Source organism: Sphaerospermopsis torques-reginae ITEP-024 (assembly GCF_019598945.1).
Lineage (GTDB): Bacteria > Cyanobacteriota > Cyanobacteriia > Cyanobacteriales > Nostocaceae > Sphaerospermopsis.
In genome coordinates, this window is record NZ_CP080598.1 from 1,396,427 (window position 1) to 1,418,427 (window position 22,001).

Below are 22,001 nucleotides of genomic sequence, written 5' to 3' on the forward strand. Positions count from 1 at the left end.
TAATTAATACTTCTGATCATAACGGTCAAGGCGTGAAATTAGGCGGAGAAGCACAAGTGAAACTCCGGCAGCAATTAAACCTGCTACTGCTGCTAACCATACATAATGATTCACCAAAAGAATCGTAGCAGAAATTGTAAATCCACTGATGATCAAAGCATAACTCATTCCCATTTGAATACTAGTTTGTCGCCTTAACAGACGTTCTGTTTCTAGGGAACGAACCCGCAGACGAATATCACCCCGTTCCAGTTTATCCAGTGTATCTTCTAATCGACGTGGTAGACCTAAAGCAGTGCTACTGACTTGTACTGCTTGACGACTTAATTCATTCAAGAAACTATTCCCCTCTGAACCACTACTATTAGTCATAAGTTCCATTGCATAAGGCTGGGCAACTTCCATAAAATTAAATTCTGGGTCTAAACCCTTTCCCACCCCTTCCAGGGTAGAAAAAGCCCGCATGACAAAGGTAAAAGTTGCTGGAAATCTAAATGGTTGATTGTAAGCTATTTCATACAGGTCTTCGCTGATGGCGGCCACTGATTGAGCTTCAAAAGGTTTATCCATGAAGTTATCCAGCATATACTGGACAGAACGCCGCACCGGACCCATGTCGTCTATTGGTGCGATCGCACCCAAATCAATCAGAGATTGCACCACGCGATCGCCATCTTTTTGAGCGATCCCAAACAAAGTTTCCATTAGTCCTTCGCGGACATTGGATTTAATTGTTCCCATCATCCCGAAGTCGTAGAAAATCAAAGCACCATCGGCACTAACTGCCAAATTACCAGGGTGGGGATCAGCGTGGAAGAAACCGTTATTGAGTAATTGGTGTAAATATGCTTGAGCGCCATAACGAGCGATCGCTTTCCGATCCACACCCGCAGCTTCTAAAGCGTCATATTGACTCACTTTAATTCCGGGGACATATTCCAAAGTAATGACCCTAGAAGTAGCATAACGCCAATAAATCCTGGGTACTTTCACCCAGTTATAAGCGCGGAAATTTCGGCGAAAAGTATCAGCATTGCGCCCTTCATTTAGGTAATCAATTTCCTCCCAGAGAATGCGACAACATTCTTCATAAATACCCATCCAATCTCGTCCCCGTCCCCATTTAGGATGATTTTGGAAGTAGCGGGCAATACCTTTGAGAATTTGTAAATCTATTTCAAACAGCTTTTTGAGTCCCGGACGTTGCACCTTGACAACTACCGATTCTCCAGAATGTAACACAGCTTTGTGAACTTGTCCCAAACTAGCAGCAGCCAGGGGAACTGGTTCAAAACTGTGGAATAACTCAGGAATTTTTTTACCTAACTCCTGTTCAATAATTGCCTCTACTTGTTCATAGCTAAAAGCTGGTACTCTATCCTGTAACTTAGATAATTCTTCCACGTATTCACTAGGAAAGATATCAGCACGGGTAGAGAACAACTGACCAACTTTAATAAAAGTCGGTCCCAAATTTAAAAAGGTCTCTCTAATCCAGATAGCTTGGGCTTTACGTCTAGCAGCTTGTTTAGCTTCCGTTACACCCCCAGGATAACTCCAAGCTTTATTATACCGCCAAATTTTGAACATTAAAGTCAAAACAAAAGACCAAATATCCACAAAGCGGCGTTTGCTAGAGTATGTTTCCCGATTCCAACGGTAAGCCTTACCTGAATAACCTTGTTCCATATTTTTTTCGTACCGTTGGGTATTCACGGAATCTCCACTAATAACAGACACTCTTCGTAATGGGTAATGGGTAATGGGTAATGGGTAATGGGTAATGGGTAATGGGTAATGGGTAATGGGTAATAAATGTTATTTTTCCCTATTCCCTATTCCCTATTCCCTATTCCCTCTTAACTGTCACCTGTCACCGTGGCGTAGCACCTGTCACCTCTATTTTGACGCACTGCGATATTTTTGTAATTCAGTGCGTAATAAGGCGATTTCTGCCCGCAATTCGTCAATTTCTGCTTGTAAGTCTGTTGAACCTACACCAGATGCACCGCTACCTGTGGTTGTTCCAGTTTCTGAGGCTTCGGCAGCCCGATTAGCTCGTGCTATGACTTCCTCTGTAAACTGGCGTAGCTGTTCTCTGGCTTCAGCATCAAATTTACCCAGTTCGCTCAAAGCATCGGTCAAGGCGACTTCTACACGCTCATTAATTACTTCTGCTACTGCTCTGCCTACAAAAAAGGCTTGCACAAGGGGATTACTCATAAATTTTTGTAAAGTTGCTCCGCAAGAAAATTATAACTTGCATTCAGCATCAGGTGTTGACTATCATTCAGAAGTTTATCAGTATTGGGCTGCTAATGAATTTGTATAATTTTAGCTGGTAATCCCTCAAATACTGGAATTATTCAATAATTTTAATATCTAAATAATTATGAATACATACGTAAATATTTATTGCAATATATTTAATTTAATATTAAATATTTATTAGTTCAATTTAAATTAAGTATAATAATTAAATTGTCACAATTAGGATTTATCAGAATGCAAGATGTCCAGGATTAGATGATTTACATGATTAAATATTAAAAATTAAACGCAGATAAACGCAGATAAACGCAGATGATTTTTAGATGATGATCAGAATTTCCTGGATTTAAGGATTTACAGGATAGTAATTGATTAATTTTTAGTTGATTGTTAAGGTGTAATATGTCAAGACTCTTAGTCACCCAATATCAAACCGAAGTCCAAAAAATCATTCAATTTGGTGGTTCTCGCAAAGAAACATCTATTCGCGTTGCTTTTCAAAACCTGTTAAATGAATATTGTAAACCCCGTGATTTTTTACTTATTCCTGAATTAGATTTTAAATTACCAAATGGTAAAGTCGTTTATCCCGACGGAACAATTAAAGATGCTTTGCGGTTAGATTGGGGTTATTGGGAAAGTAAGGATCAATATGATAATTTAGATCAGGAAATTGAGAAGAAATTAAATAAGGGTTATCCTGATAGTAATATTTTATTTGAAGATTCCCAAACCGCCGTTTTAATTCAAGCGGGTACGGAAACTATGCGCGTTTCTATGCAAGACGCAGACGCGCTAGATGGTATTATTAATAATTTTATAAATTTTGTTCGTCCTGAAGTGCAGGACTTTCGATCAGCGATAGAGGTATTTAAACAGGATATTCCCATTATATTAGATTCTCTCAGAAAATTGATTGATTGTCAAGAGGGAAATAATACTTTATTTGAAACTGCTAGAAACAAATTTTGGGAACTTTGTAAAAAGTCTATTAACCCGGAAATTACATTATTAGATATTCGGGAAATGATGATTCAACATATTTTGACTGAGGATATTTTTATTAATATTTTCAGTGAGTCGCAGTTTCATCAAGAAAATAATGTTGCAAGGGAGTTACAAGGGGTAATTTCGACGTTTTTCACGGGAAGTTTAAAGCGGAATACTTTAGGAAGTATTGAAAGATATTATGCGGTAATTAAAAGAACTGCTGCTAATATTGTCAACCATCAAGAAAAACAGAAGTTTTTAAAAGCATTATACGAGAATTTTTATAAAGCATATAATCCTAAAGCTGCGGATAGGTTGGGTATTGTGTATACTCCTAATGAAATTGTCAGGTTTATGATAGAAAGTGTGGATTTTTTAGTACATAAGCATTTTGGTAAGTTGTTAGCAGATAAAGATGTAGAAATTTTAGATCCTGCGACGGGTACGGGTACTTTTATTACAGAGTTGATTGATTATTTACCTCCCCATTGTTTACAGCATAAATATAAACAGGAGATTCATTGTAATGAGGTGGCAATTTTACCTTATTATATAGCGAATTTGAATATTGAATATACTTATAAACAGAAGATGGGGGTGTATGAGGAGTTTGAAAATATTTGTTTTGTCGATACTTTAGATAATACATTGTTTGCAGGTAAGCAAATGGATTTGTTTGCGATGACTTTGGAGAATACGGAGAGGATTAAAAGACAGAATGATCGGACTATTTCGGTTATTATTGGGAATCCTCCTTATAATGCAAAGCAGGAAAATTTTAATGATAATAATGCAAATCGGAGTTATCAGAATATTGATAAGTTGATTAAGGAAAGTTATGTAAAATATAGTAAGGCGCAAAATAATATTGTACTTTATGATATGTACACTAGATTTATTAGATGGGCTTCTGATAGACTAGGTAAAAATGGGATTATTGCATTTGTTTCCAATAGTTCATTTATAGATTCTTTGACTTATGATGGTTTCAGAAAAGTTGTAGCTAAAGAATTTAGTGAAATTTATATTATTGACACTAAAGGTAATGCGAGAACTAGCGGAGAACGAAGAAGAAAAGAAGGAGGTAATGTTTTTAGTAATGAAATTAGAGTAGGTGTAGCTGTTTATTTTTTAGTCAGGAATGAAAAAGCAGATGGTTTCAAGGTTTATTATAATGCAATTGATGATTATATAGATGCAGAGGAGAAGAAAAAATATTTTAGTTCTCAGAAATTTAGGGATTTAGGTTTTACTCATATTAAACCAGATGCTAATGGTAATTGGATAAATCAAGCGGATAATGATTTTGATGATCTTTTACCTTTGGTTGATAAAGATGTAAAAGCAGGTAAAGCAGAAGCAGCAGTATTTAAGTTATTTTCTAGAGGTATAGAAACAAATCGAGATGAATGGGTTTATGATTTTAACAGAGCTAGTTTAAAAAATAAAATACTTTTTTTGAGTGTCAAATATAATTATTCTGTAGATAATCAAGAAAAAGACTTATGTATTAAATGGAATTCTTCTTTAGAACAATTTATGATTTCTAAAGTTAAAAGTAAACTTACTGACTTTAAACTTAATACTATACCTATAATTTGGCTACTTTTTGGTGAAATAAACTGTATAGCTGGGATTATATTTCTTTATAATTCCCGTCATGAAAATTTAATTATATTCTCTGCATATAGACCATTTTGTAAACTTTATTTATATACAGAAAAAATCTTTAGTCATAGATTAACTCAAAATCACTATGATATGTTTTCAAATAATTTGAATAGTTTTAATATTGTGATTACCTTTCAGAGTTTTGGTAGTAACCGTCCTTTCAATACTTTAGCTAGTGATTTACTTCCAGAAGTTCATTTTACGGGTGCTAATCAATGTCTCCCACTCTACCGTTACGACAAAGAAGGAAACCGCATTGATAATATAACAGACTGGGGATTAAAACAAATTCAAACCCATTATCAAGATGAAACAATCACCAAAATAGACATCTTCCATTATACTTATGCAGTATTACATAACCCAGAATACCGCAAAAAATACGAACTAAATTTAAAACGAGAATTTCCCCGTTTACCCTATTATGAAAACTTCCAAAAATGGGTGAACTGGGGAAAACAACTTATGGAATTACATATAAATTATGAAACAGTCACACCTTATAATTTAACCCGTGTTGACATTCCCTTAAAAGACACCCAAAAAACCATTAAAGTCAAATTGAAAGCAGATAAAAATCAAGGTGTCATTATCTTAGATGATGTCACCACATTAACAGGAGTTCCTGAAATAGCTTGGGAATATATGCTAGGAAATCGGAGTGCATTAGAATGGATATTAGATCAATATAAAGAAAAGAAACCCAAAGATCCCACCATTGCGGAAAAGTTTAATACCTATCGGTTTGCAGATTATAAAGAACAGGTAATAAAACTGTTGATGAGAGTGTGTACAGTGAGTGTAGAGACGATGAATATTATTAAAGAAATGTCTGAATCAGGATAACCAGGATTTAAGGATGTACAGGATGAAATATCAAAAATCAAACGCAGATGAACGCAGATAAACGCGGATGATTTTTGTATTTTCTCTGTGTTCTCTGTGTCTGGAGTGGTTCGATAAAAAAAAGAAATTGTCTGAATCAGGATATCCAGGATTAAAGGATGTACAGGATGTAATTGATCTCTATTTCTTCAGCTATAAAATAATAGATTTATAGATTGTTCACGAGTCAAATTAAAATGATTTTCCACATCTCGTAAAATTGCGCTCAGAGTTCCAACTTTAATAGGACTGTGATTAGGGATAGTAATATGATGTTCACCATTTTCTTGAGTAGTTAAGCGAATATGACTACCTGTTTGATGATCAATCATATATCCTAGTTTACGCAAAGCTTGAGCAAGTTCTGACCCTGATAAATCTCTAGGTAATTTCATGAAGCAATTACCTCATCTCTCACAATATGTAAACGAATTAATTGAGGACGATTTTGTGCATCAGGATAATGACAATGAACAGCATCTTTAATTAATTCTCGTAGTTCTGGAAGACTGTCAGCTTGAGTAAAAATTGATTGATTAATTGCTTTAGCAATATAACCACCTTCATCATCTTCTTCCACTAAAAAAATAATTTCTTTAATGTTATTTTCTGGCATGATGTGTAATTTTCAATCATGAAATTTTAGGTTATAATTATAATATCATATTATTGATATTTTATCTCTTTTTCTATCTACGTCTGGAGCGTGAGATAAAAAAATAGAAATTGTCTGAATCAGGATATCCAGGATTAAAGGATGTACAGGATGAAATATCAAAAATTAAACGCAGATAAACGCAGATAAACGCAGATAATTTTTGCATTTTCTCTGTTTTCTCTGCGTCTCTGCGTGAGATAAAAAAATAGAAATTGTCAGAATCAGGATAACCAGGATTAAAGGATTTACATGATGGTAATTGATTAATTTTTGTTTGGTGTTTAAGGTAGTATTTTTCAGAATTAGATAACAGCATTTTTCTAAATATAAATTACTAATTCAAATTAAAAATTTTAAAATCAACATCCTGTAAATCTTAAAATCCTGGACATCCTGATTCTGACAAGATGAAAATTAACTAAAATTAACGAGGATAATGTTTAGCTAAAAATTCCCGCGCTTCAGATTCATCCTTAATTGTACCATCAAGAGTAGCAGTCAATAAATTATCCAATATTTGCTTAAAAATTGGACTGGGTTTATAACCCAATTTTTTTAAATCATTGCCATTTAACAAAGGTTGGACATTTGCCAAATTAGTTAAATAATACCAGATTTTACGTCTAACTTTGCGGGGACTTTTCAAAGCAACTAACATCAAAGCTGGTGCATCATATTTTTTCAATAAGTGGACAATTTGACTCGGTAATTCACAACTTGGTAATAATTGAATTACCTCTGTTTGCATTTCTGCTAATTTCTTTAATCTATTAATACTATCATCAGCTAATTGTAGGTTTTTAGCTACCTTTGCTCGATATTGCGGTTCTAAATGGGCAATTAATAACTCTAAACGCATTTGCCAAGGATGTGAAAAAGGATGTAATATTTGTTGTTTTTCACAGCTTCGCAAATAGATGATAATTAATTTTTCTAATAAACGTAGTTCTCGTAAAATATCAATATCTAATTTTAGACTAGGATGGATACATTGTAAAGCCCCCAAGTTATCTAATAACTGTAAAGTAGATTGCCAATAGGTAGCTTCAAGAATATGTTTTAATTCGGTTTTTAACCGAGTTTGTAAAGCGGGAGTTTTGACATTTTCTTGAGTTATTCTATCATAAACTCCGCTATTTATGGCATAGTTAATATACTCTTTTGTTCGCTGTTCAATGGCAAATCCAAACCGTACTGCAAAGCGCACTCCGCGATAAATACGAGTCGGATCTTCTATAAAACTGTTAGCGTGTAAAACTCTGATTTCCTTGGCTTGTAAATCTAATAAACCACCAAAAAAATCTAATAATTCACCACTGCGAGGAGATGTTAATCTTAATGCCATCGCATTAATGGTAAAATCTCTTCTATATAAATCTTGCCGAATAGAACTAGCTTCTACTTCTGGGTTAGCAGCAGGATAAGGATAAAATTCTGTTCTGGAAGTGGCAATATCTACCCATAATGAATCTAATTCTGGGTGTTTATGCCATAATAAAGCAGCAGTTTGAAATGCTCCATGAATTTCTAAACGAGCATCTTGATAAATTGATTGCAATGCTTTTGCTAATTCTACACCTGCACCCACATCCGCTGCTTGATGAAAACCATCAACTACTAAATCAATATCATTAATCATTAATGTGCCGGTTTGGGCTTCTGCTAATAGTAAATCTCGGACTGCACCACCGACTAAATAAAGATGCCAACCGCGTTTTTCTGCTGCTTGAGATGCTATATTTAATAATTGCCAAAGTTCGGGTTTTAATTTAGCTTGTAATTGCGGTAAAGTAATATTATTTTCACTTTTTTGATCTATTTCTTCATCAGTTACATCAGCTTGATGTAGTTCCCTTAAAACATCGGTGCGAGTGACAATACCAACAAGATTTTCGTTTTCTAGAACTGGTAAACGTCCAATGTCATAAGTCACCATTAAAGACTCAATTTGTGGTAGGGTAGCATCTGGTGTAATTGTCTTTAAACTAGTGGTCATGTAACCTTTGACTGGTGCATGACTAAAGCCGTGATGTAAAGCAATATCTAAATCACGTCGAGAGATAATACCTACTAATTTATCTTGATTATTCACAACAGATAACCCAGAATGTCCGTAACGCAGTAAAATTCTTTGGGCTTCAGCAATAGTAGTTTCTGGGCGAATAGTTCGCACAGGTGAAGACATTAAATCTCTCGCTGTGGGAGGATGGGGAATTTGTGATTTTAATCCTGCTAATAATTGTTGTAAAATTGATTGTGATTGAGTGGTTTTCATATTGAAAGATGCGGCTTGAGAATGTCCACCACCTTCAAAAACTTGGAATAAACTATTAAGATTTGTATGGGGAATTTGGGTTCTACCAATTACTGTTAATCTAAATTTTCCATCATCTAAAAGATATTCATTGGCTAAAAGTAAGGCATCAATTTCTGTTAACTCTACCAATTCTGATGCTAAAGCTGATAAACCAGGTACAAAATTATCAGTTTTTAGAATAACCCAACCAATGGTATATCCCCGCAAACAAACATATTCTAAATTTTCCAGAGATTCAGATAATAATTGTTGCAACTGAGGCGATAAACCCGGCTCACGATAAGTTGAAATTACAGATAAACTTGCCCCTTGCTGCATCAACCAAGCCAAAGCAAAAGCATCTCTAGATGTAGATTGGTTATATGTTAAAGAACCAGTATCAACATGAATACCTAACGCCATCACTGTTGCTTGAGCAGCATTAATAGAAATATGCCGTTTTTGTAATTCTTCCACCATTAAAGTTGTGGTAGCGCCCACTTTATCAACATATAATTTTGTCGTGGGAATATCGCTATCTTGTCCGAGATGATGATCGTAAACTACAATTTCTTGGACATTGGGTAAATCGAACCATGCAGCAGCTTTACCCAGGCGATCGCGCTGTTGAGTATCCACCACCATCAAAGAACGGATTTTTTCAGGATTGACAGAACGCCTTTCAATCAGGGAATATTCATCTCGATACAAAGCCAAAAAATCCCGCACCGGTGGATGCGCTCCCCCAGTCAAGACAATCTTACTACCCGGCTTGAGGCAAGTTAACCCCACAGCCGCCCCTAAAGCATCAAAATCAGCAGTTGTGTGACAAAGAATTATATCCATAGGGAGTAGGTGACAGGTGACAGGTGACAGGTGACAGTGAAGAGAGCAGGGGAGGTGGGGAAGCGGGGAGATAGGGAGAATAAATAATTATCTATTCCCTGTTCCCTGTTCCCTGTTCCCTATTTCCTAATAACTGATCAACTGTTACAAACCGGACGTAAAATATTAATTGTTCAGAAGACCAAGTGAGTTTACAAAGGTCACTGATCAACCTTGTCTGTCTATCATATCGTGACAGCCTTGGTGAAAGTTACGATTTCGCTGTGTTGGGAAAAGTAAAAATGACCATAGTATTTCAATTTGCTTTAGTATCTCTCGTTCTCATGTCCTTCGTCCTGGTTATTGGTGTTCCTGTTGCTTACGCAACCCCTCAAAACTGGGTGGAATCTAAAAAGCTGCTGTGGGTTGGTTCTGGTGTTTGGATTGCTTTAGTGCTTTTAGTTGGTTTATTAAACTTTTTTGTGGTGTAGACAACGGCTGCACACAAGCGTTCACACATAACATAAAAACCAGAGGAGCTTGTCCTAAGTTGACAATTTTATAGACCAAACTATACTTATGTTGACAAACATTGACATAAGTTAGCTCAGAAAAATGCCAACTTGATATATAATCCTCAGATATCAAGTATTGAATAAGACTATTACCGACGCGAAAACCAAGCATTGATAGTGATAGTCTGTTTCCAAATCTTAACCTGAGAAAGTCGCGTTGGGCTACAGCGTGCAAGTCTACTGAGGGATAACCGCTCCCATGCTCCCGTTGAAGTAGAAAGTAAAGTCTAGCTTTGTCTAGGTTTTATATAGCAGCAGAAAAGCTGAACTCACAGGAAAGGAAAGCAAAAATTTCTTTGTTCTTAGGACTTACGCAAGATAAGACTCAAAACCTGATTCTTGCGTAGGGGTAATTCATGAATTACCCCTACTTTAGTTCTGCTCTGCGTAAGTCCTGGTTCTTTTTCCGTGCTGATATTGCTTTCCTGCTCCTCTATTTCCTTCCAGAAAAGAGTATTGGCTAAGAATTTATAGTTATAAGAGGCAGTCATGGCAGTTTTTGAGGGTAACTTTACTCAAACAGCACCTTTAAAGTTTGCGATGGTGATCGGTCGATTCAATGACCTAGTTACCGTTAAGCTTTTAGAAGGATGTCAAGATTGCCTAAAACGTCACGGTATAGATCCTGACCCCCAAGGCAATCAAGTAGATTATGTATGGGTTCCAGGCAGTTTTGAAGTTCCTACCGTCGCCCGTCAGTTGGCACTCTCTCAACGTTATGATGCCATAATTTGCTTAGGTGCGGTAATTAAAGGACAAACACCCCATTTTGATTATGTATCTGCTGAAGTAGCCAAGGGTATTGCTGCTGCCAGCTTTCAAACTGGTGTACCCGTAATTTTTGGCATTTTGACCACAGATACCATGCAGCAAGCATTGGAAAGAGCAGGGATTAAAAGTAATCACGGCTGGGATTATGCCATGAACGCCATAGAAATGGCCAGTTTAATGCGTCAACTACGTTCCAACCTACCAGACCCTGATGAACTTTCAAAAGCTCTGGCTGCGTTTGGTGGTAGTGAAGGTGGTAGAGAAGTTTGATGCGTCAACTACGCTCCAACCTAGCAGAACAGTTTTAGTGATTGGGGAAGAGGTGACTGGTGATTGGGTTATTAACTTCCCCTACTTCCCCTACCTCTCCTACCTCCCCATCTCTACTGTCACCTGTCACCTGTCACCTGTCACCTGTCACCTATTCCCATTTCCAAAAAAAAATTTCAAAGAGGGGTTGACAAACCAAAATAAATCTGAAATACTAAGATTATGTTGAGGTCGCGGGTATAGCTCAGTGGTAGAGCGCAACCTTGCCAAGGTTGATGTCGCGCGTTCGAATCGCGTTACCCGCTCTGAAAAAATAATATCAAAATAAGTAACAAACAAAATCATTAGGTCTGGGAAATCATAATTAGATTCTCAGACCTAAAATTTTTAATTTTATAAACTCCTACCCCCTGCCTACTGCCTCCTGGGGCAACCACGGGGGGATTGCCCCTACTGCCTCCTTCCTATTTTGTCTAATTAAAAATAGCGGCTACCATGTTGACAGAAATATACTAGAAATAGTGCTAAGTGTGGGTATGTTGACCAAAAAGCAATTTTTGTCATCCCCACCCAAAACCGTTCACAAAAACTCGCTCAAGTTATTTAGACTGCTTGTGCCATCTCAAAAACCTGAAAAAATAGACTTAAATACGGATTATACTTGTCCTTGTCGTCGTCGGGGGCGGTTAATTCCCATTACCCTGACAGAAGCATTTGGCTGCGATCGCTGTCAGCAAATATTTGTCGTTGAAGATAATGGATATGTACTAGAGCAACTTTCTACCACCTATCCCTATAAGCGGGCTTGGCGCTGGACAGGGAAAAGTTGGAATTTGGTTCAACCGAAATTTGGAGAAAGTTATCTGCCGATAGCGTTGGGCATTATTTTCGTGTTAGTCATTATATGGCTACCATTAGCATTACGCTTGGCAAATGGTTCGAGTGTTATTGCTTGGGCAATAGTGGCGGTACTATTAGCTATTCTGCCAGCAATTATGGTCTGGCTTACTTACAGACGTTAACTGCATCAGCGCCCCGGATTTATCCGAGGAACTAATCCAAAATCTAAAATCTAAAATCCAAAATCGGATGACTGTTGAAGCTTTTGATGATTATCCCGAACCAATGAACAGCGCCAAACGCGCTTATCAAGCTTCCCTGAAGTTAGGAACTACCAAAGGGGCAGACCGAAGTCGCGCTGTGTTGGCAATGGCACGGGCGCTAAAACGCTCATTTGACGACATTCTCGAAGCCAATACCCTGGATCTAGAAGCGAGTCGGGAAATGGCAGTACCAGAATTAATTTTGGATTGGTTGAAATTAACTCCCTCTCGGTTAGAGAATACTGTTGAGATTCTGCAACGCTTGGGAGAATTATCCGATCCCCTGCGACGGGTGAGAAATGCTGATTATCAGCAGGAAGATTCTCAAAGTTATACTCAGTTGATGCCCTTGGGTGCGATTGGATTTATTTATGAGGCGTTTCCAGAACTAGGGGCGATCGCCGCTGGCTTTTGTTTGAAAACTGGTAATACAGTGATTCTCAAAGGCAGTACAGAAGCTAGTCATTCCAATGCGGCGATCGCCGAAGTTCTGCAAACAGCCATTAGTGAAGTTGGTTTACCCCCAGGTTGTATAGAATTAGTCACCACTGAACATGGTACTTCTTTACGGGATTTAGTCACTCAAGACCAGTATTTAAGTTTAGTCATACCCTACGGACGTTCTAGCTTAATTCAACAGGTAGTTAGACAAGCAACTTGTCCAGTATTAAAATCAGCAATGGGCAATTGTTACCTGTACTGGTCACTCAATGGTAGTTTAGAGATGGTACGCTGGATGATTTTAGATAGCCATGAAAGCGAACCAGATCCAGTCAATGCCATTGAAAAAGTTTTAATTCATCGTCAAGCTTTACCATCTTCCTTGCCTGTGCTGTGGAATAGCTTAAAAGAAAAAGGCTTTGAACTCAAAGCAGATGCAGAATTAGTAGAAGCCTTTCCCCAATTACAACTAGCAAAAGATGGAGAATGGGGAACACCGTATTTAAATAAAACCGTAGCGTTTAAATTAGTAGATAGCTTAGAAAGTGCGATCGCTTGGATTAATCAATATAGTAGCAGTCATGCAGATGCAATAGTTACAGACTCTTACCAAGAAAGTCGCCAATTTGCATTAGGAGTCAATAGCGCCTCTACTTATATTAATGCTTCCCCTCGTTTTGCCCGTAACCCCTCACGGGGAGATTCCGTATTTTTGGGAATGTCCAATCAAAAAGGACACCGTAGAGGGTTTATTAGTTTGGAAACATTGACGACGGTGAAGCATATCATTCAGGGAAATGGAAGGTTTTAACAGATGAATTTGTGGTTAATCTTCTATCATCAACAGTACAGGACTTACGCAAAACAGAACGAACGTAGGGGTAATTCATGAATTACTCCTAAGCAAGAATCAGTTTTTTAGTCTGATCTTGCGTAAGTCCTAAGTAGTAGTTTATAGCGTAGTTTATAGATAAAATCCATGAATACACTTTACAACTCTGATTTTTATGGATGGACAAAAGAACAAGCCCAACTACTAAGAGAAGAAAAATGGGAAATACTTGATAAGTTAAACGTAATTGAGGAAATAGAAGCCTTGGGAAGACAAGAAAGAAGGGAATTAGTTAACCGTTTAGCTTTGTTATTAGGACATTTACTAAAATGGCAATACCAACCAGAAAAACGCAGTAATAGTTGGTTGGCAACAATTCGAGAACAGCGCACTCAAGTCAAAAGAATATTAACAGATAGTCCCAGTTTAAAATCTTATTTAGAAGAAGCTTTGCAATTAAGTTATGAAGATGGAATTAACTTAGCTGTTAAGGAAACTAACTTACCTTATGAGACATTTTCACAGAGTTGTAATTATGGAATTTCACAAATATTAGATAATGAGTTTTTACCAGAATCATAGCTATAGCTGTAAAATCTAGTCTTCTGACTCCGGTTGTGTAACCCTAACTCGAATTTTACAACTAAGTAAAATTTTCAAAACAGTGTAAACTATAAGGATGTACAGGATTTGATTTTTTAAATTGGGTATGAGAATCAAATATTAAATATTGTCAGAATCAGGATATCCAGGATTTAAGGATTTTCAGGATTTGTTTTTTGCTATTGCTGAAAGTTATACAGTTATCTATTTAATAATAAGAAAAATGAATGTTGTTCATTTTCCAACTTTATATCCTTTGATTTTTTTCACTATCACAAATATCAAATACTATAACAAATATCAAAAATCAAAAAAATAAACAAAATCCTCCAATCCTGATTCAGACAAAAAAAGCCCGCACTCGGCGGACTTAATAAATATCAATCACTTAGATCCTACCTTCCGCACCCCCCGGTGTCACAATCGGTTTTTTCGTAATTTCATTACGACCAAATGTTGTATTTTGTACCAAAGATAATGAATATTGGTAGGCGATCGCCAATTCTAAATCTCCAAATGACCAATTTTCGTTGTGTGACAGTTGAGGGTGCGGAATGTGGGTTAGATATTACTTCGCATTCTCTTGATAATAAGTGTGATAAACCTTACCACCCTCATCTGGAATAAAACGACAAACTTGAGCAGAACGCAATAGCGCCTTCCAGATGGGAACATCAGACTTGTGGTAATATTCACCCATCACAGGTTTAATAGCCTCAGTTGCCTTCAACAAATTATAATGAGGCATATTCAAAAAGATATGATGGGCAACATGAGTACCGATATCATGATGGATATGGTTAAAAATGCCATAGTCTCTATCAATGGTAGAAATTGCACCCTTTAAAAAAGTCCAATTATCACCACGATACCAAGGTAAATCTTGTTCAGTATGGTGTAAATATGTAACCAAATCCAACCAAATCACAAACACAACGTAAGGACCAGCGTAGTATTTAAGTAACCACATCCAACCCCATTGATAGGTGAGGAAACCTAACAAACCTACCATACCTATCCAAAGGGTAGTGCTAGTGATAATATCCCACTTTTCGGAAGGTTTAAACAGTGAACTTCTGGGGTCAAAATGTGAACCACTTTTACCAGGAGTACGTTGAAACAAATAGATAGGATAAGCTAGAGGCAAAAACAGATAATAGCGGATTAGCTTTTGTAGCCAAGGTAATTGCTTATATTGAGATTCACTCAGAGGATACCAGCTTTCATCATTTTCCACACTGCCAGTATTTTTGTGATGGGTTCTGTGGCTAATTCTCCAACCGTGATAAGGTACAAGAATAGGTGTATGGGATAAATGACCAACCAAATCATTCAGCCATTTATGCTTAGAAAAAGATTGGTGTCCACAGTCATGACCTACTACAAACAAAGCCCAAAACATAGTTCCTTGCATCACCCAGAAAACTGGCCAAAAATACCAAGAATCTAGATAATTTGCCAGTGCATAAAGACCAGCAACAATGGCAACATCACGGAAAAAATAATAGAGTGATTTAACCACACTCGGCTGAAAACATTCAGCCGGAATAGCAGCTTTTAAATCTGCAAGAGTAAACGGAAGTGTATCTTCACCCTGAGCAGTGTTAACCGCAGAATTTTGATTGAATTGAATTGATTCTAATTGCACTGGATTTGTGAATCTCTAAAACGAACAGGAATTAAGTTAGGGTGGGCATTGCCCACCAAAACAGTCAAAGTTGAGAAAAATGATTTAATAAATTTTGCTTGATTAAATCATTAGGGTAAATCTGGAAATTAAGCTAGAGATTTAGCTTTCTCCGCGTAATATTCATCAAAATTTGTATAACCAATGTCAGTTTTATAAAGTTGACATTCGTTAGTAATTTTTTTCATTAAATCCCAAGAGAATTTACATTCATCATGGAGATATTCACCCCAATTTTTCTTAATGCTATCGTAAGCCATCCGCAAATTGTAGGAAGGAATAGCAGTAGAAATATGATGGGGAACGTGAACATTAATATCGTGACAAAGAATTTCTACCCAACGAGGATAATCACAGTGAATAGTTCCAAATAATTGAGCCATTGCTTCGTTCCATTTATCAGCAGTTTTAAAAGGAACATCTGCGGTTGTATGGTGAACAATGGTGAAGGTACTCATCCAAAAATGGTAAACCATCCAAGGAATAAACCAGAATTTAATAAAGCCCCAAACACCAGTTGTAATAATCAAAGTGGGAAAAACAATAGCTGCAAAAGCTACAACTACAGCCACAGAAAGTTTTACATTAGCTCTATCTTTGGGTTGAAATTTCCGCGCATCAAAATGCACCACCGCCCAATGTCCGATAGAACCTACCCACCAAAAACGCTTGCGAATAAACAACTCATAAGCAGACTGTCTATTTTTATCCCAACCTTCAAAAACCTCTGGTCTGATGGGATGCCAAGCGTTATCCTCATCTAATTTATTTGTATGTTTATGGTGATGATTATGTTTAATTCTCCAACTGTGAAAAGGGTAAATTAAAAACATCATGAAAAAATGACCAACCACATCATTTACCCGACGACTGTTGGAAAATGAACGATGGGCGCAGTCATGGCCAATAACAAAAAATCCTGTTAAAGCCGTTCCTGTAAAAATCCATGCTATGGGTAAAAGAAACCAGGGAGAAATGGCCAAAAAATAATAGCCTAACGCTGCCATAGATAAACTGATAATTACAGTAGTCCACGCTTTGCGGCTATTTTTCTGGAAACATTCCTTGGGTAGACTTTTGATAATATGTTTTAGTTTGATTTCGTCTTTACCAAGGTTTGCGTAGACGAAAGTTTCCTGGTCTTTGATAAGTGATGTAGTCATGAATACCTAAACAACAACAAAATGAACTGCAAATTCATTTAGAAAATGAGCTTACAGCAAAGTTTTGTAACATTAATTTCTGAGATTATAGCAACCTAAGAGCAACTTAGGATAGATGAAAATTCAAAATAAAAAATTAAAATTCAAAAATTCATAATTTCTATTTTTAATTTCCGTAATTACACGCAAAAAGTCAATAGTTTCATGACCAAAAAATGAGACTAAAACTATTGACTTTAAACATCAATTATGCGTTATGCTTTTTTCTCTACCAGCTTGATATTTGTAGCTAAACCTAGCAATTGAAGTAATTGAATAGTCATCCAAGTGATATCAATTTCCCACCATTCCAAACCGTGACGGGCTGAATACTGAAAAGCGTGGTGATTATTGTGCCACCCTTCACCAAATACCAATAAAGCTACCCACCAGCAATTGGTAGAATTGTCACCAGAATCTGGATATGTGCGATAACCGAATTTGTGAGTCGCACTATTTACCAACCAAGTGCAGTGATAAACCCAAACGATGCGGACAAAAATACCCCAAACCACAAAAGACCAGCCGCCCAAGAAAAACAGTACCAATCCCAGGGCAATTTGTAAGAAAATGAAATATTTCTGTAAAAACTGATAAACTGGGTCATCACTAATGTCTTTTGTGAAGCGAGGAACTTCAGCATGAGCGGGTGAGTGATAAATCATCCAACCAAGATGACTCCACCAGAAACCCTTATTTGAGTCATGGGGATCATTACCTGTATCGGAATGTAAATGATGGATTCGGTGTATACCCACCCATTCAATTGGTCCACCTTCACAGGTGAGAGTTCCACAGAAGACCAAGAAATACTCCAACCACTTAGGAGTTTGAAAACTGCGATGGGTAACAAGACGGTGAAAACCCAGAGTCACACCTAAACCACCGCTAACCCAGTAGAGGAATAATGCAACACCAACTGCTCTCCAGCTAAAGTTACTGGGAATTAAAGCAAATAAAGCGCCGATGTGCAGGCCAATGAAAAACAGGGTATTAACCCAGTTAATTTTAAGTTTAGTTGAAGTAGCAATTGTCATGCAGTAACCTTTATAGGAATTGTCTAGCCTAATCTGCGTGATTTAGGAATCCGCATATTTAGATTATTTTTTTTAATGAGGAAACAATGAACAGCTTAGAGCAGCTTCGGGAAGCAGAACAGGCACTATTAGAAATTTTTTATGGTATTGACGCTCAGGTCAAGCATAATTTACAAAGAGTTCTGAATGCCTTTCGTGATCATCGTGTGGGGGCGCACCATTTTGCAGGTGTCAGCGGTTATGGACATGATGATTTAGGAAGAGATACCTTAGATCAGGTTTTTGCCCAAGTGATGGGGGCAGAAGCTGCTGTGGTGCGAGTGCAGATTGTTTCAGGAACTCACGCGATCGCCTGTGCGCTGTATGGTGTACTCCGTCCTGGGGATGAAATGTTAGCAGTAGTTGGTTCTCCCTACGATACACTGGAAGAGGTAATTGGCTTGCGGGGGCAAAACCAAGGTTCTCTTATTGATTTTGGCATAAAATACCGTCAATTAGAACTAACCCCAGAAGGAAAAATAGATTGGCTGGCTTTAAGCACTGCTATCAAAGAAAATACTCGTTTAGTTCTGATTCAAAGATCCTGCGGATACTCATGGCGGCCAAGTCTTTCCATAGCTGAAATAGAAAAAATAGTTCACATAGTCAAACAACAAAACCCCAATACAGTTTGCTTTGTAGACAACTGTTACGGAGAATTTATAGACACAAAAGAACCCACACACGTAGGTGCAGACCTCATGGCCGGGTCATTAATCAAAAACCCAGGTGGTACACTGGTTACAGCAGGGGGATACATAGCCGGAAAAGCTGACCTAGTAGAAGCAGCAGCGTGTAGACTTACCGCCCCAGGTATTGGTAGTGCGGGAGGAGCAACCTTTGATCAAAACCGCTTATTATACCAAGGATTATTTTTAGCACCCCAAATAGTTGGGGAAGCAATGAAAGGAACATACCTCACAGGATACGTATTTGATAAGTTGGGTTATCCTGTAAACCCTGCACCCTTAGCACCAAGAGGCGATGTCATTCAAGCGATTAAACTCGGTTCAGCGAAAAAACTGATCGCCTTTTGTAAGGCGATTCAACAATATTCGCCCATAGGCTCTTATTTAGATCCCGTACCTGATGCGATGCCGGGATATGAAAGCAAGGTTGTGATGGCTGGGGGTACATTTATTGAGGGTAGCACCTTGGAGTTATCAGCCGATGGACCATTAAGAGAACCTTATATTGTTTATTGCCAAGGTGGTACACATTGGACTCATGTATCTATTGCGTTACAGGCTGCTATTGAGGCTGTGGAATAAGCTTAAAAAAGCTCACGCAAAGGCGCAAAGTCGCAAAGGTAAGAAGTGAAGATGAATGAGAATGAGATCGGTAAGGAAGTTGTTGATGCTGCTTACAAGATTCATACCAGGTTTGGTCCTGGGTTGTTGGAATCTGCATATCAAGTGGTTCTTAAATATGAGTTGGAAAAGCGGGGATTAAGGGTAGAGGCGGAAAAAGTCATACCTTTAGTTTATGATGGTGTACATCTGGGTGATGGTTTTCGAGCAGATTTGATTGTGGAAAATAAGGTGATTGTTGAACTAAAGTCTGTGGAAAATATACATCCTGTACACAAAAAGCAACTTTTCACTTACCTTGTTGTAGCTGATAAACGTCTCGGTTTACTGATCAACTTCGGTGCATCCCTGATCAAAGACGGAATCTGCCGCGTTGTCAATAACTTGTAAAATCACACCAAAGACACAAAGACTTCTTACCTTTGCGTCTTTGCGTGAGCTTTTATTCCGGTAATTTATACTGCGCTACGATCCGCTTGGCAAACTCCGGTATATGATCTTCTAATTTCTCTGGATGATTCCGCATAACATATAAGTAGTTTCTCGTAAAGTGGGAATCCATTGAAAATTTACCATATTCCAGTCCTTGTGGTCCGATTTTATCTATGACGACTCCCATTAATTTCGCTACCCACATCGGTAAGGTGACGGCTTTATCGTAGGCTTCTATTCCTTGTTGTACGGCGGCTTTTCTGTCTCCTTTGGACATCACCGGTTGGGTGTGGAGTTGGTCTTTGACGAGTTCTAGCATTTCTTTGCCGGTATCATTTCTCACTACTATCCATTGCCAGTTGAAGGGTGCGCCCATGTATCCCACTACTATGTCTGCTAGGGAGTTGACGTAATCAAAGCAACTCATACATGATGGGGCGAAGATGTCTTTAAGTACGTTGGTTTTGAGGCCAAAGAAGGGTACTTTTTCTTCTGATCCGTCTTCGTGTTTAAAATGTACCCGGAAGTCTTGCATAAATTCGTAACTAACTACGGTTTCGGGGGATCTGCTGGTGGTTTCTAGGAATTTTTGCAGTCCAGCGCGGGTAACATTATCTACGCATGGTGTACCCAGGACATAGAGTTTTTCTAGTCCGAGTTTTTTCTCTACGGCGCGTAATGCTTGTATTTGACATCCTACTCCGATGACTAGGAGGCGTTTCATTCCCGATTTTTCGATTTGTTCTAATACGGATAGGTTGGGGGATAATGTAGGTTTATTTACTTTAGCTGCTAGTATTTCTTCGGGGGTGCGGGCGATGATGGGCATGGGTTGAAAGCGGTCTTCTTTGGAGTTTTGCACACAGACTACTCCTTCTACTAAGCCCCGGTTAAGCATTTCTATGGCGATGGTGCTGACTATTCCTGTCCATTGTGCGCCTTCTATGGGTTGTATTTTGCGGGCAGCCATCATTTCTTGATGTACGCCAAAATATAGTTCGTTTTCGTTTTCCAGGTTGCGGGGGCGGTTATGGGTGCTGGTTTCTAGTTCGTCTATTCTTTGGGTAATGAAGGCGCACGCTTCTTTGACGTAGTGGATATAGTAGGTGTCGCATAGTCCGCATTCGCTACAAAGTTCTTTGGCGGGGCGCACGCTTCCGGGTTTGAGGGCTTTGGCTTTTTTGTGTTTGTTGGTGTCTATGGATGTCATTTATTTTGTTTGTTTTACTCAAATATTGCTTTTATTACCTTACCGTTACAAGCTATGAACTTGAAGATTGAGATTGAACAAGAGGAAGACGGGCGTTTTATTGCTGAGGTGATTGATATTCCCGGTGTTTTGGCCTACGGAAGCACAAGACAGGAAGCGGTGGCTAAGGTTCAGGCTTTGGCTTTGCGTGTTGTAGCTGATAAACTGGCACATGATAAGTTAAAATATGATTTATATTCAATTACTCTCTAATGAGTAAGCAAATTAATACACCAAGGAATTTAGATGCTGCGTATATTCCAAAATGCAAAACGCTTAATATCAGTGTGCCTAGCTACATTGCTAATTGTGGTAAGCACTATAACTATTTTTCCATCTACAGCTAGTGCAGATAATAATGTGGTAAAAATCGAATGTACCTCAGACTGCGGTAATATCTTTTCATTTGTAACCGGAATGGTTTCTGGTAGCGCAGTAACGATTATTGCTCTTACTACTAATACAACAAGTTTAGTTGCTACTGGGGCTGCTATTGGACAAACAGCTGTAACAGCTTTAGCTACATTAGGTACTGCTGCTACAACTGTTGTATCAGCACCAGTTCTAGTTCCTGTAGCAGCAACAGTAGCAGTAGGAGCAGTAGGTGGATACGTTGCATCTCAGGTAGTAAACAGTTTCAATGATAACCACAGTCAAAATGCAAATTAGCAGTTTCTTATTTCCTGTAGTTTGTACAATTTTGTAAATCACTAATTTTTTAACCCGGATTTCTCACAAGAGGAAAAATAATTGATGAAAAGCTACACCAAGTGAAATTTATTTGATACATGAAGCGCAGCGATGATAAAAAATAGATGCCACAGTATAAATTCAATAAAAGTTATAATAAATTC

At 37.8% G+C, this 22,001-nt stretch carries 19 protein-coding genes and 1 tRNA gene; 11 read left to right on the forward strand and 9 right to left on the reverse strand.

The annotated features are described in order from the left end of the window. Window positions 1-3: 3 nt before the first annotated feature. Both K2F26_RS06410 and K2F26_RS06415 read right to left on the reverse strand, forming a co-directional pair. Window positions 4-1,689 carry an ABC1 kinase family protein gene (locus tag K2F26_RS06410; RefSeq protein ID WP_220611807.1) on the reverse strand — a complete coding sequence of 562 codons (1,686 nt, stop codon included), beginning with the start codon at window positions 1,687-1,689 and terminating at the stop codon, window positions 4-6. Window positions 1,690-1,899: 210 nt separating this feature from the next. Then, a complete protein-coding gene (locus K2F26_RS06415) occupies window positions 1,900-2,223 on the reverse strand; it encodes a DUF6825 family protein (RefSeq protein WP_194053237.1) in 324 nt (107 codons plus the stop codon). Window positions 2,224-2,673: 450 nt separating this feature from the next. Here K2F26_RS06415 and K2F26_RS06420 point away from each other — a divergent pair, with 450 nt between their 5' ends. Then, a complete protein-coding gene (locus K2F26_RS06420; protein WP_220610803.1) occupies window positions 2,674-5,778 on the forward strand; it encodes a type ISP restriction/modification enzyme in 3,105 nt (1,034 codons plus the stop codon). A gap of 188 nt (window positions 5,779-5,966) precedes the next feature. Here the strand turns inward: K2F26_RS06420 and K2F26_RS06425 are convergent, their stop codons facing one another. From K2F26_RS06425 to K2F26_RS06435, 3 genes are all read right to left on the reverse strand, one after another. Beyond that, window positions 5,967-6,212, reverse strand: a complete 246-nt coding sequence (locus K2F26_RS06425; protein ID WP_220610804.1) for a type II toxin-antitoxin system HicA family toxin — start codon at window positions 6,210-6,212, stop codon at window positions 5,967-5,969. Further along, a complete protein-coding gene (locus K2F26_RS06430) occupies window positions 6,209-6,433 on the reverse strand; it encodes a 2-oxoisovalerate dehydrogenase E1 subunit beta (RefSeq protein WP_220610805.1) in 225 nt (74 codons plus the stop codon). The genes K2F26_RS06425 and K2F26_RS06430 overlap by 4 nt, the downstream gene beginning before the upstream one ends. A gap of 466 nt (window positions 6,434-6,899) precedes the next feature. Continuing rightward, the gene (locus tag K2F26_RS06435; protein ID WP_220610806.1) at window positions 6,900-9,617 is read right to left on the reverse strand and encodes a CBS domain-containing protein; all 2,718 of its coding nucleotides are present in this window, start codon (window positions 9,615-9,617) and stop codon (window positions 6,900-6,902) included. A 281-nt stretch (window positions 9,618-9,898) separates the two neighbouring features. On the opposite strand from K2F26_RS06435, the gene psbZ reads away from it, so the two are divergent. The 6 genes from psbZ to K2F26_RS06465 all read left to right on the forward strand — a co-directional run bounded on the left by psbZ (window position 9,899) and on the right by K2F26_RS06465 (window position 14,170). Beyond that, entirely contained in the window at window positions 9,899-10,087 is a 189-nt protein-coding gene (gene psbZ / locus K2F26_RS06440) for a photosystem II reaction center protein PsbZ (RefSeq protein WP_096568955.1), read from the forward strand. A gap of 573 nt (window positions 10,088-10,660) precedes the next feature. Beyond that, entirely contained in the window at window positions 10,661-11,212 is a 552-nt protein-coding gene (gene ribH, locus K2F26_RS06445; protein WP_220610807.1) for a 6,7-dimethyl-8-ribityllumazine synthase, read from the forward strand. A 233-nt stretch (window positions 11,213-11,445) separates the two neighbouring features. Further along, window positions 11,446-11,517: transfer RNA gene (locus tag K2F26_RS06450), tRNA-Gly, on the forward strand. Window positions 11,518-11,826: 309 nt separating this feature from the next. Continuing rightward, window positions 11,827-12,234 (forward strand): hypothetical protein, encoded by a 408-nt coding sequence (locus K2F26_RS06455; protein WP_220610808.1) that lies wholly within the window; start codon window positions 11,827-11,829, stop codon window positions 12,232-12,234. 67 nt (window positions 12,235-12,301) lie between these two features. Next, window positions 12,302-13,567, forward strand: a complete 1,266-nt coding sequence (locus K2F26_RS06460) for a glutamate-5-semialdehyde dehydrogenase (RefSeq protein WP_220610809.1) — start codon at window positions 12,302-12,304, stop codon at window positions 13,565-13,567. Window positions 13,568-13,735: 168 nt separating this feature from the next. Further along, window positions 13,736-14,170, forward strand: coding sequence for a DUF29 domain-containing protein (locus K2F26_RS06465; protein WP_220610810.1), 435 nt, complete (start codon window positions 13,736-13,738; stop codon window positions 14,168-14,170). Window positions 14,171-14,759: 589 nt separating this feature from the next. Here K2F26_RS06465 and K2F26_RS06470 read toward each other — a convergent pair. The 3 genes from K2F26_RS06470 to K2F26_RS06480 form a co-directional block, all read right to left on the reverse strand. Further along, entirely contained in the window at window positions 14,760-15,839 is a 1,080-nt protein-coding gene (locus K2F26_RS06470) for a DUF3474 domain-containing protein (RefSeq protein WP_220610811.1), read from the reverse strand. Between the two features lie 128 nt (window positions 15,840-15,967). Beyond that, window positions 15,968-17,041, reverse strand: coding sequence for a fatty acid desaturase (locus K2F26_RS06475; RefSeq protein ID WP_220610812.1), 1,074 nt, complete (start codon window positions 17,039-17,041; stop codon window positions 15,968-15,970). Window positions 17,042-17,295: 254 nt separating this feature from the next. Next, window positions 17,296-18,117 (reverse strand): acyl-CoA desaturase, encoded by an 822-nt coding sequence (locus K2F26_RS06480; RefSeq protein WP_220610813.1) that lies wholly within the window; start codon window positions 18,115-18,117, stop codon window positions 17,296-17,298. Between the two features lie 86 nt (window positions 18,118-18,203). Between K2F26_RS06480 and K2F26_RS06485 the strand changes: the two genes are divergently transcribed. Continuing rightward, entirely contained in the window at window positions 18,204-19,427 is a 1,224-nt protein-coding gene (locus K2F26_RS06485; RefSeq protein ID WP_220610814.1) for a methionine gamma-lyase family protein, read from the forward strand. A 51-nt stretch (window positions 19,428-19,478) separates the two neighbouring features. Beyond that, window positions 19,479-19,856, forward strand: a complete 378-nt coding sequence (locus tag K2F26_RS06490) for a GxxExxY protein (RefSeq protein ID WP_220610815.1) — start codon at window positions 19,479-19,481, stop codon at window positions 19,854-19,856. Window positions 19,857-19,908: 52 nt separating this feature from the next. Here K2F26_RS06490 and K2F26_RS06495 read toward each other — a convergent pair whose 3' ends face one another. Continuing rightward, complete coding sequence (locus tag K2F26_RS06495; RefSeq protein ID WP_220610816.1) at window positions 19,909-21,108, reverse strand: Coenzyme F420 hydrogenase/dehydrogenase, beta subunit C-terminal domain; 1,200 nt, start codon at window positions 21,106-21,108, stop codon at window positions 19,909-19,911. Window positions 21,109-21,162: 54 nt separating this feature from the next. On the opposite strand from K2F26_RS06495, the gene K2F26_RS06500 reads away from it, so the two are divergent. Both K2F26_RS06500 and K2F26_RS06505 read left to right on the forward strand, forming a co-directional pair. Continuing rightward, a complete protein-coding gene (locus tag K2F26_RS06500; RefSeq protein ID WP_220610817.1) occupies window positions 21,163-21,360 on the forward strand; it encodes a type II toxin-antitoxin system HicB family antitoxin in 198 nt (65 codons plus the stop codon). Window positions 21,361-21,393: 33 nt separating this feature from the next. Continuing rightward, window positions 21,394-21,816, forward strand: a complete 423-nt coding sequence (locus K2F26_RS06505) for a hypothetical protein (RefSeq protein WP_220610818.1) — start codon at window positions 21,394-21,396, stop codon at window positions 21,814-21,816. Window positions 21,817-22,001 lie beyond the last annotated feature (185 nt).

Excerpts from the sequence above, each read along its gene's own strand:
- K2F26_RS06415 (WP_194053237.1), bottom strand. The coding sequence starts at position 2,223 with ATGAGTAATCCCCTTGTGCAAGCCTTTTTTGTAGGCAGAGCAGTAGCA.
- K2F26_RS06460 (WP_220610809.1), top strand. The coding sequence starts at position 12,302 with ATGACTGTTGAAGCTTTTGATGATTATCCCGAACCAATGAACAGCGCC.
- K2F26_RS06420 (WP_220610803.1), top strand. The coding sequence starts at position 2,674 with ATGTCAAGACTCTTAGTCACCCAATATCAAACCGAAGTCCAAAAAATC.
- K2F26_RS06490 (WP_220610815.1), top strand. The coding sequence starts at position 19,479 with ATGAATGAGAATGAGATCGGTAAGGAAGTTGTTGATGCTGCTTACAAG.
- K2F26_RS06425 (WP_220610804.1), bottom strand. The coding sequence starts at position 6,212 with ATGAAATTACCTAGAGATTTATCAGGGTCAGAACTTGCTCAAGCTTTG.
- K2F26_RS06435 (WP_220610806.1), bottom strand. The coding sequence starts at position 9,617 with ATGGATATAATTCTTTGTCACACAACTGCTGATTTTGATGCTTTAGGG.
- ribH (WP_220610807.1), top strand. The coding sequence starts at position 10,661 with ATGGCAGTTTTTGAGGGTAACTTTACTCAAACAGCACCTTTAAAGTTT.
- K2F26_RS06485 (WP_220610814.1), top strand. The coding sequence starts at position 18,204 with ATGAACAGCTTAGAGCAGCTTCGGGAAGCAGAACAGGCACTATTAGAA.
- K2F26_RS06475 (WP_220610812.1), bottom strand. The coding sequence starts at position 17,041 with ATGACTACATCACTTATCAAAGACCAGGAAACTTTCGTCTACGCAAAC.
- K2F26_RS06480 (WP_220610813.1), bottom strand. The coding sequence starts at position 18,117 with ATGACAATTGCTACTTCAACTAAACTTAAAATTAACTGGGTTAATACC.
- K2F26_RS06465 (WP_220610810.1), top strand. The coding sequence starts at position 13,736 with ATGAATACACTTTACAACTCTGATTTTTATGGATGGACAAAAGAACAA.
- K2F26_RS06505 (WP_220610818.1), top strand. The coding sequence starts at position 21,394 with ATGCTGCGTATATTCCAAAATGCAAAACGCTTAATATCAGTGTGCCTA.
- psbZ (WP_096568955.1), top strand. The coding sequence starts at position 9,899 with ATGACCATAGTATTTCAATTTGCTTTAGTATCTCTCGTTCTCATGTCC.
- K2F26_RS06500 (WP_220610817.1), top strand. The coding sequence starts at position 21,163 with ATGAACTTGAAGATTGAGATTGAACAAGAGGAAGACGGGCGTTTTATT.
- K2F26_RS06430 (WP_220610805.1), bottom strand. The coding sequence starts at position 6,433 with ATGCCAGAAAATAACATTAAAGAAATTATTTTTTTAGTGGAAGAAGAT.
- K2F26_RS06410 (WP_220611807.1), bottom strand. The coding sequence starts at position 1,689 with ATGGAACAAGGTTATTCAGGTAAGGCTTACCGTTGGAATCGGGAAACA.
- K2F26_RS06495 (WP_220610816.1), bottom strand. The coding sequence starts at position 21,108 with ATGACATCCATAGACACCAACAAACACAAAAAAGCCAAAGCCCTCAAA.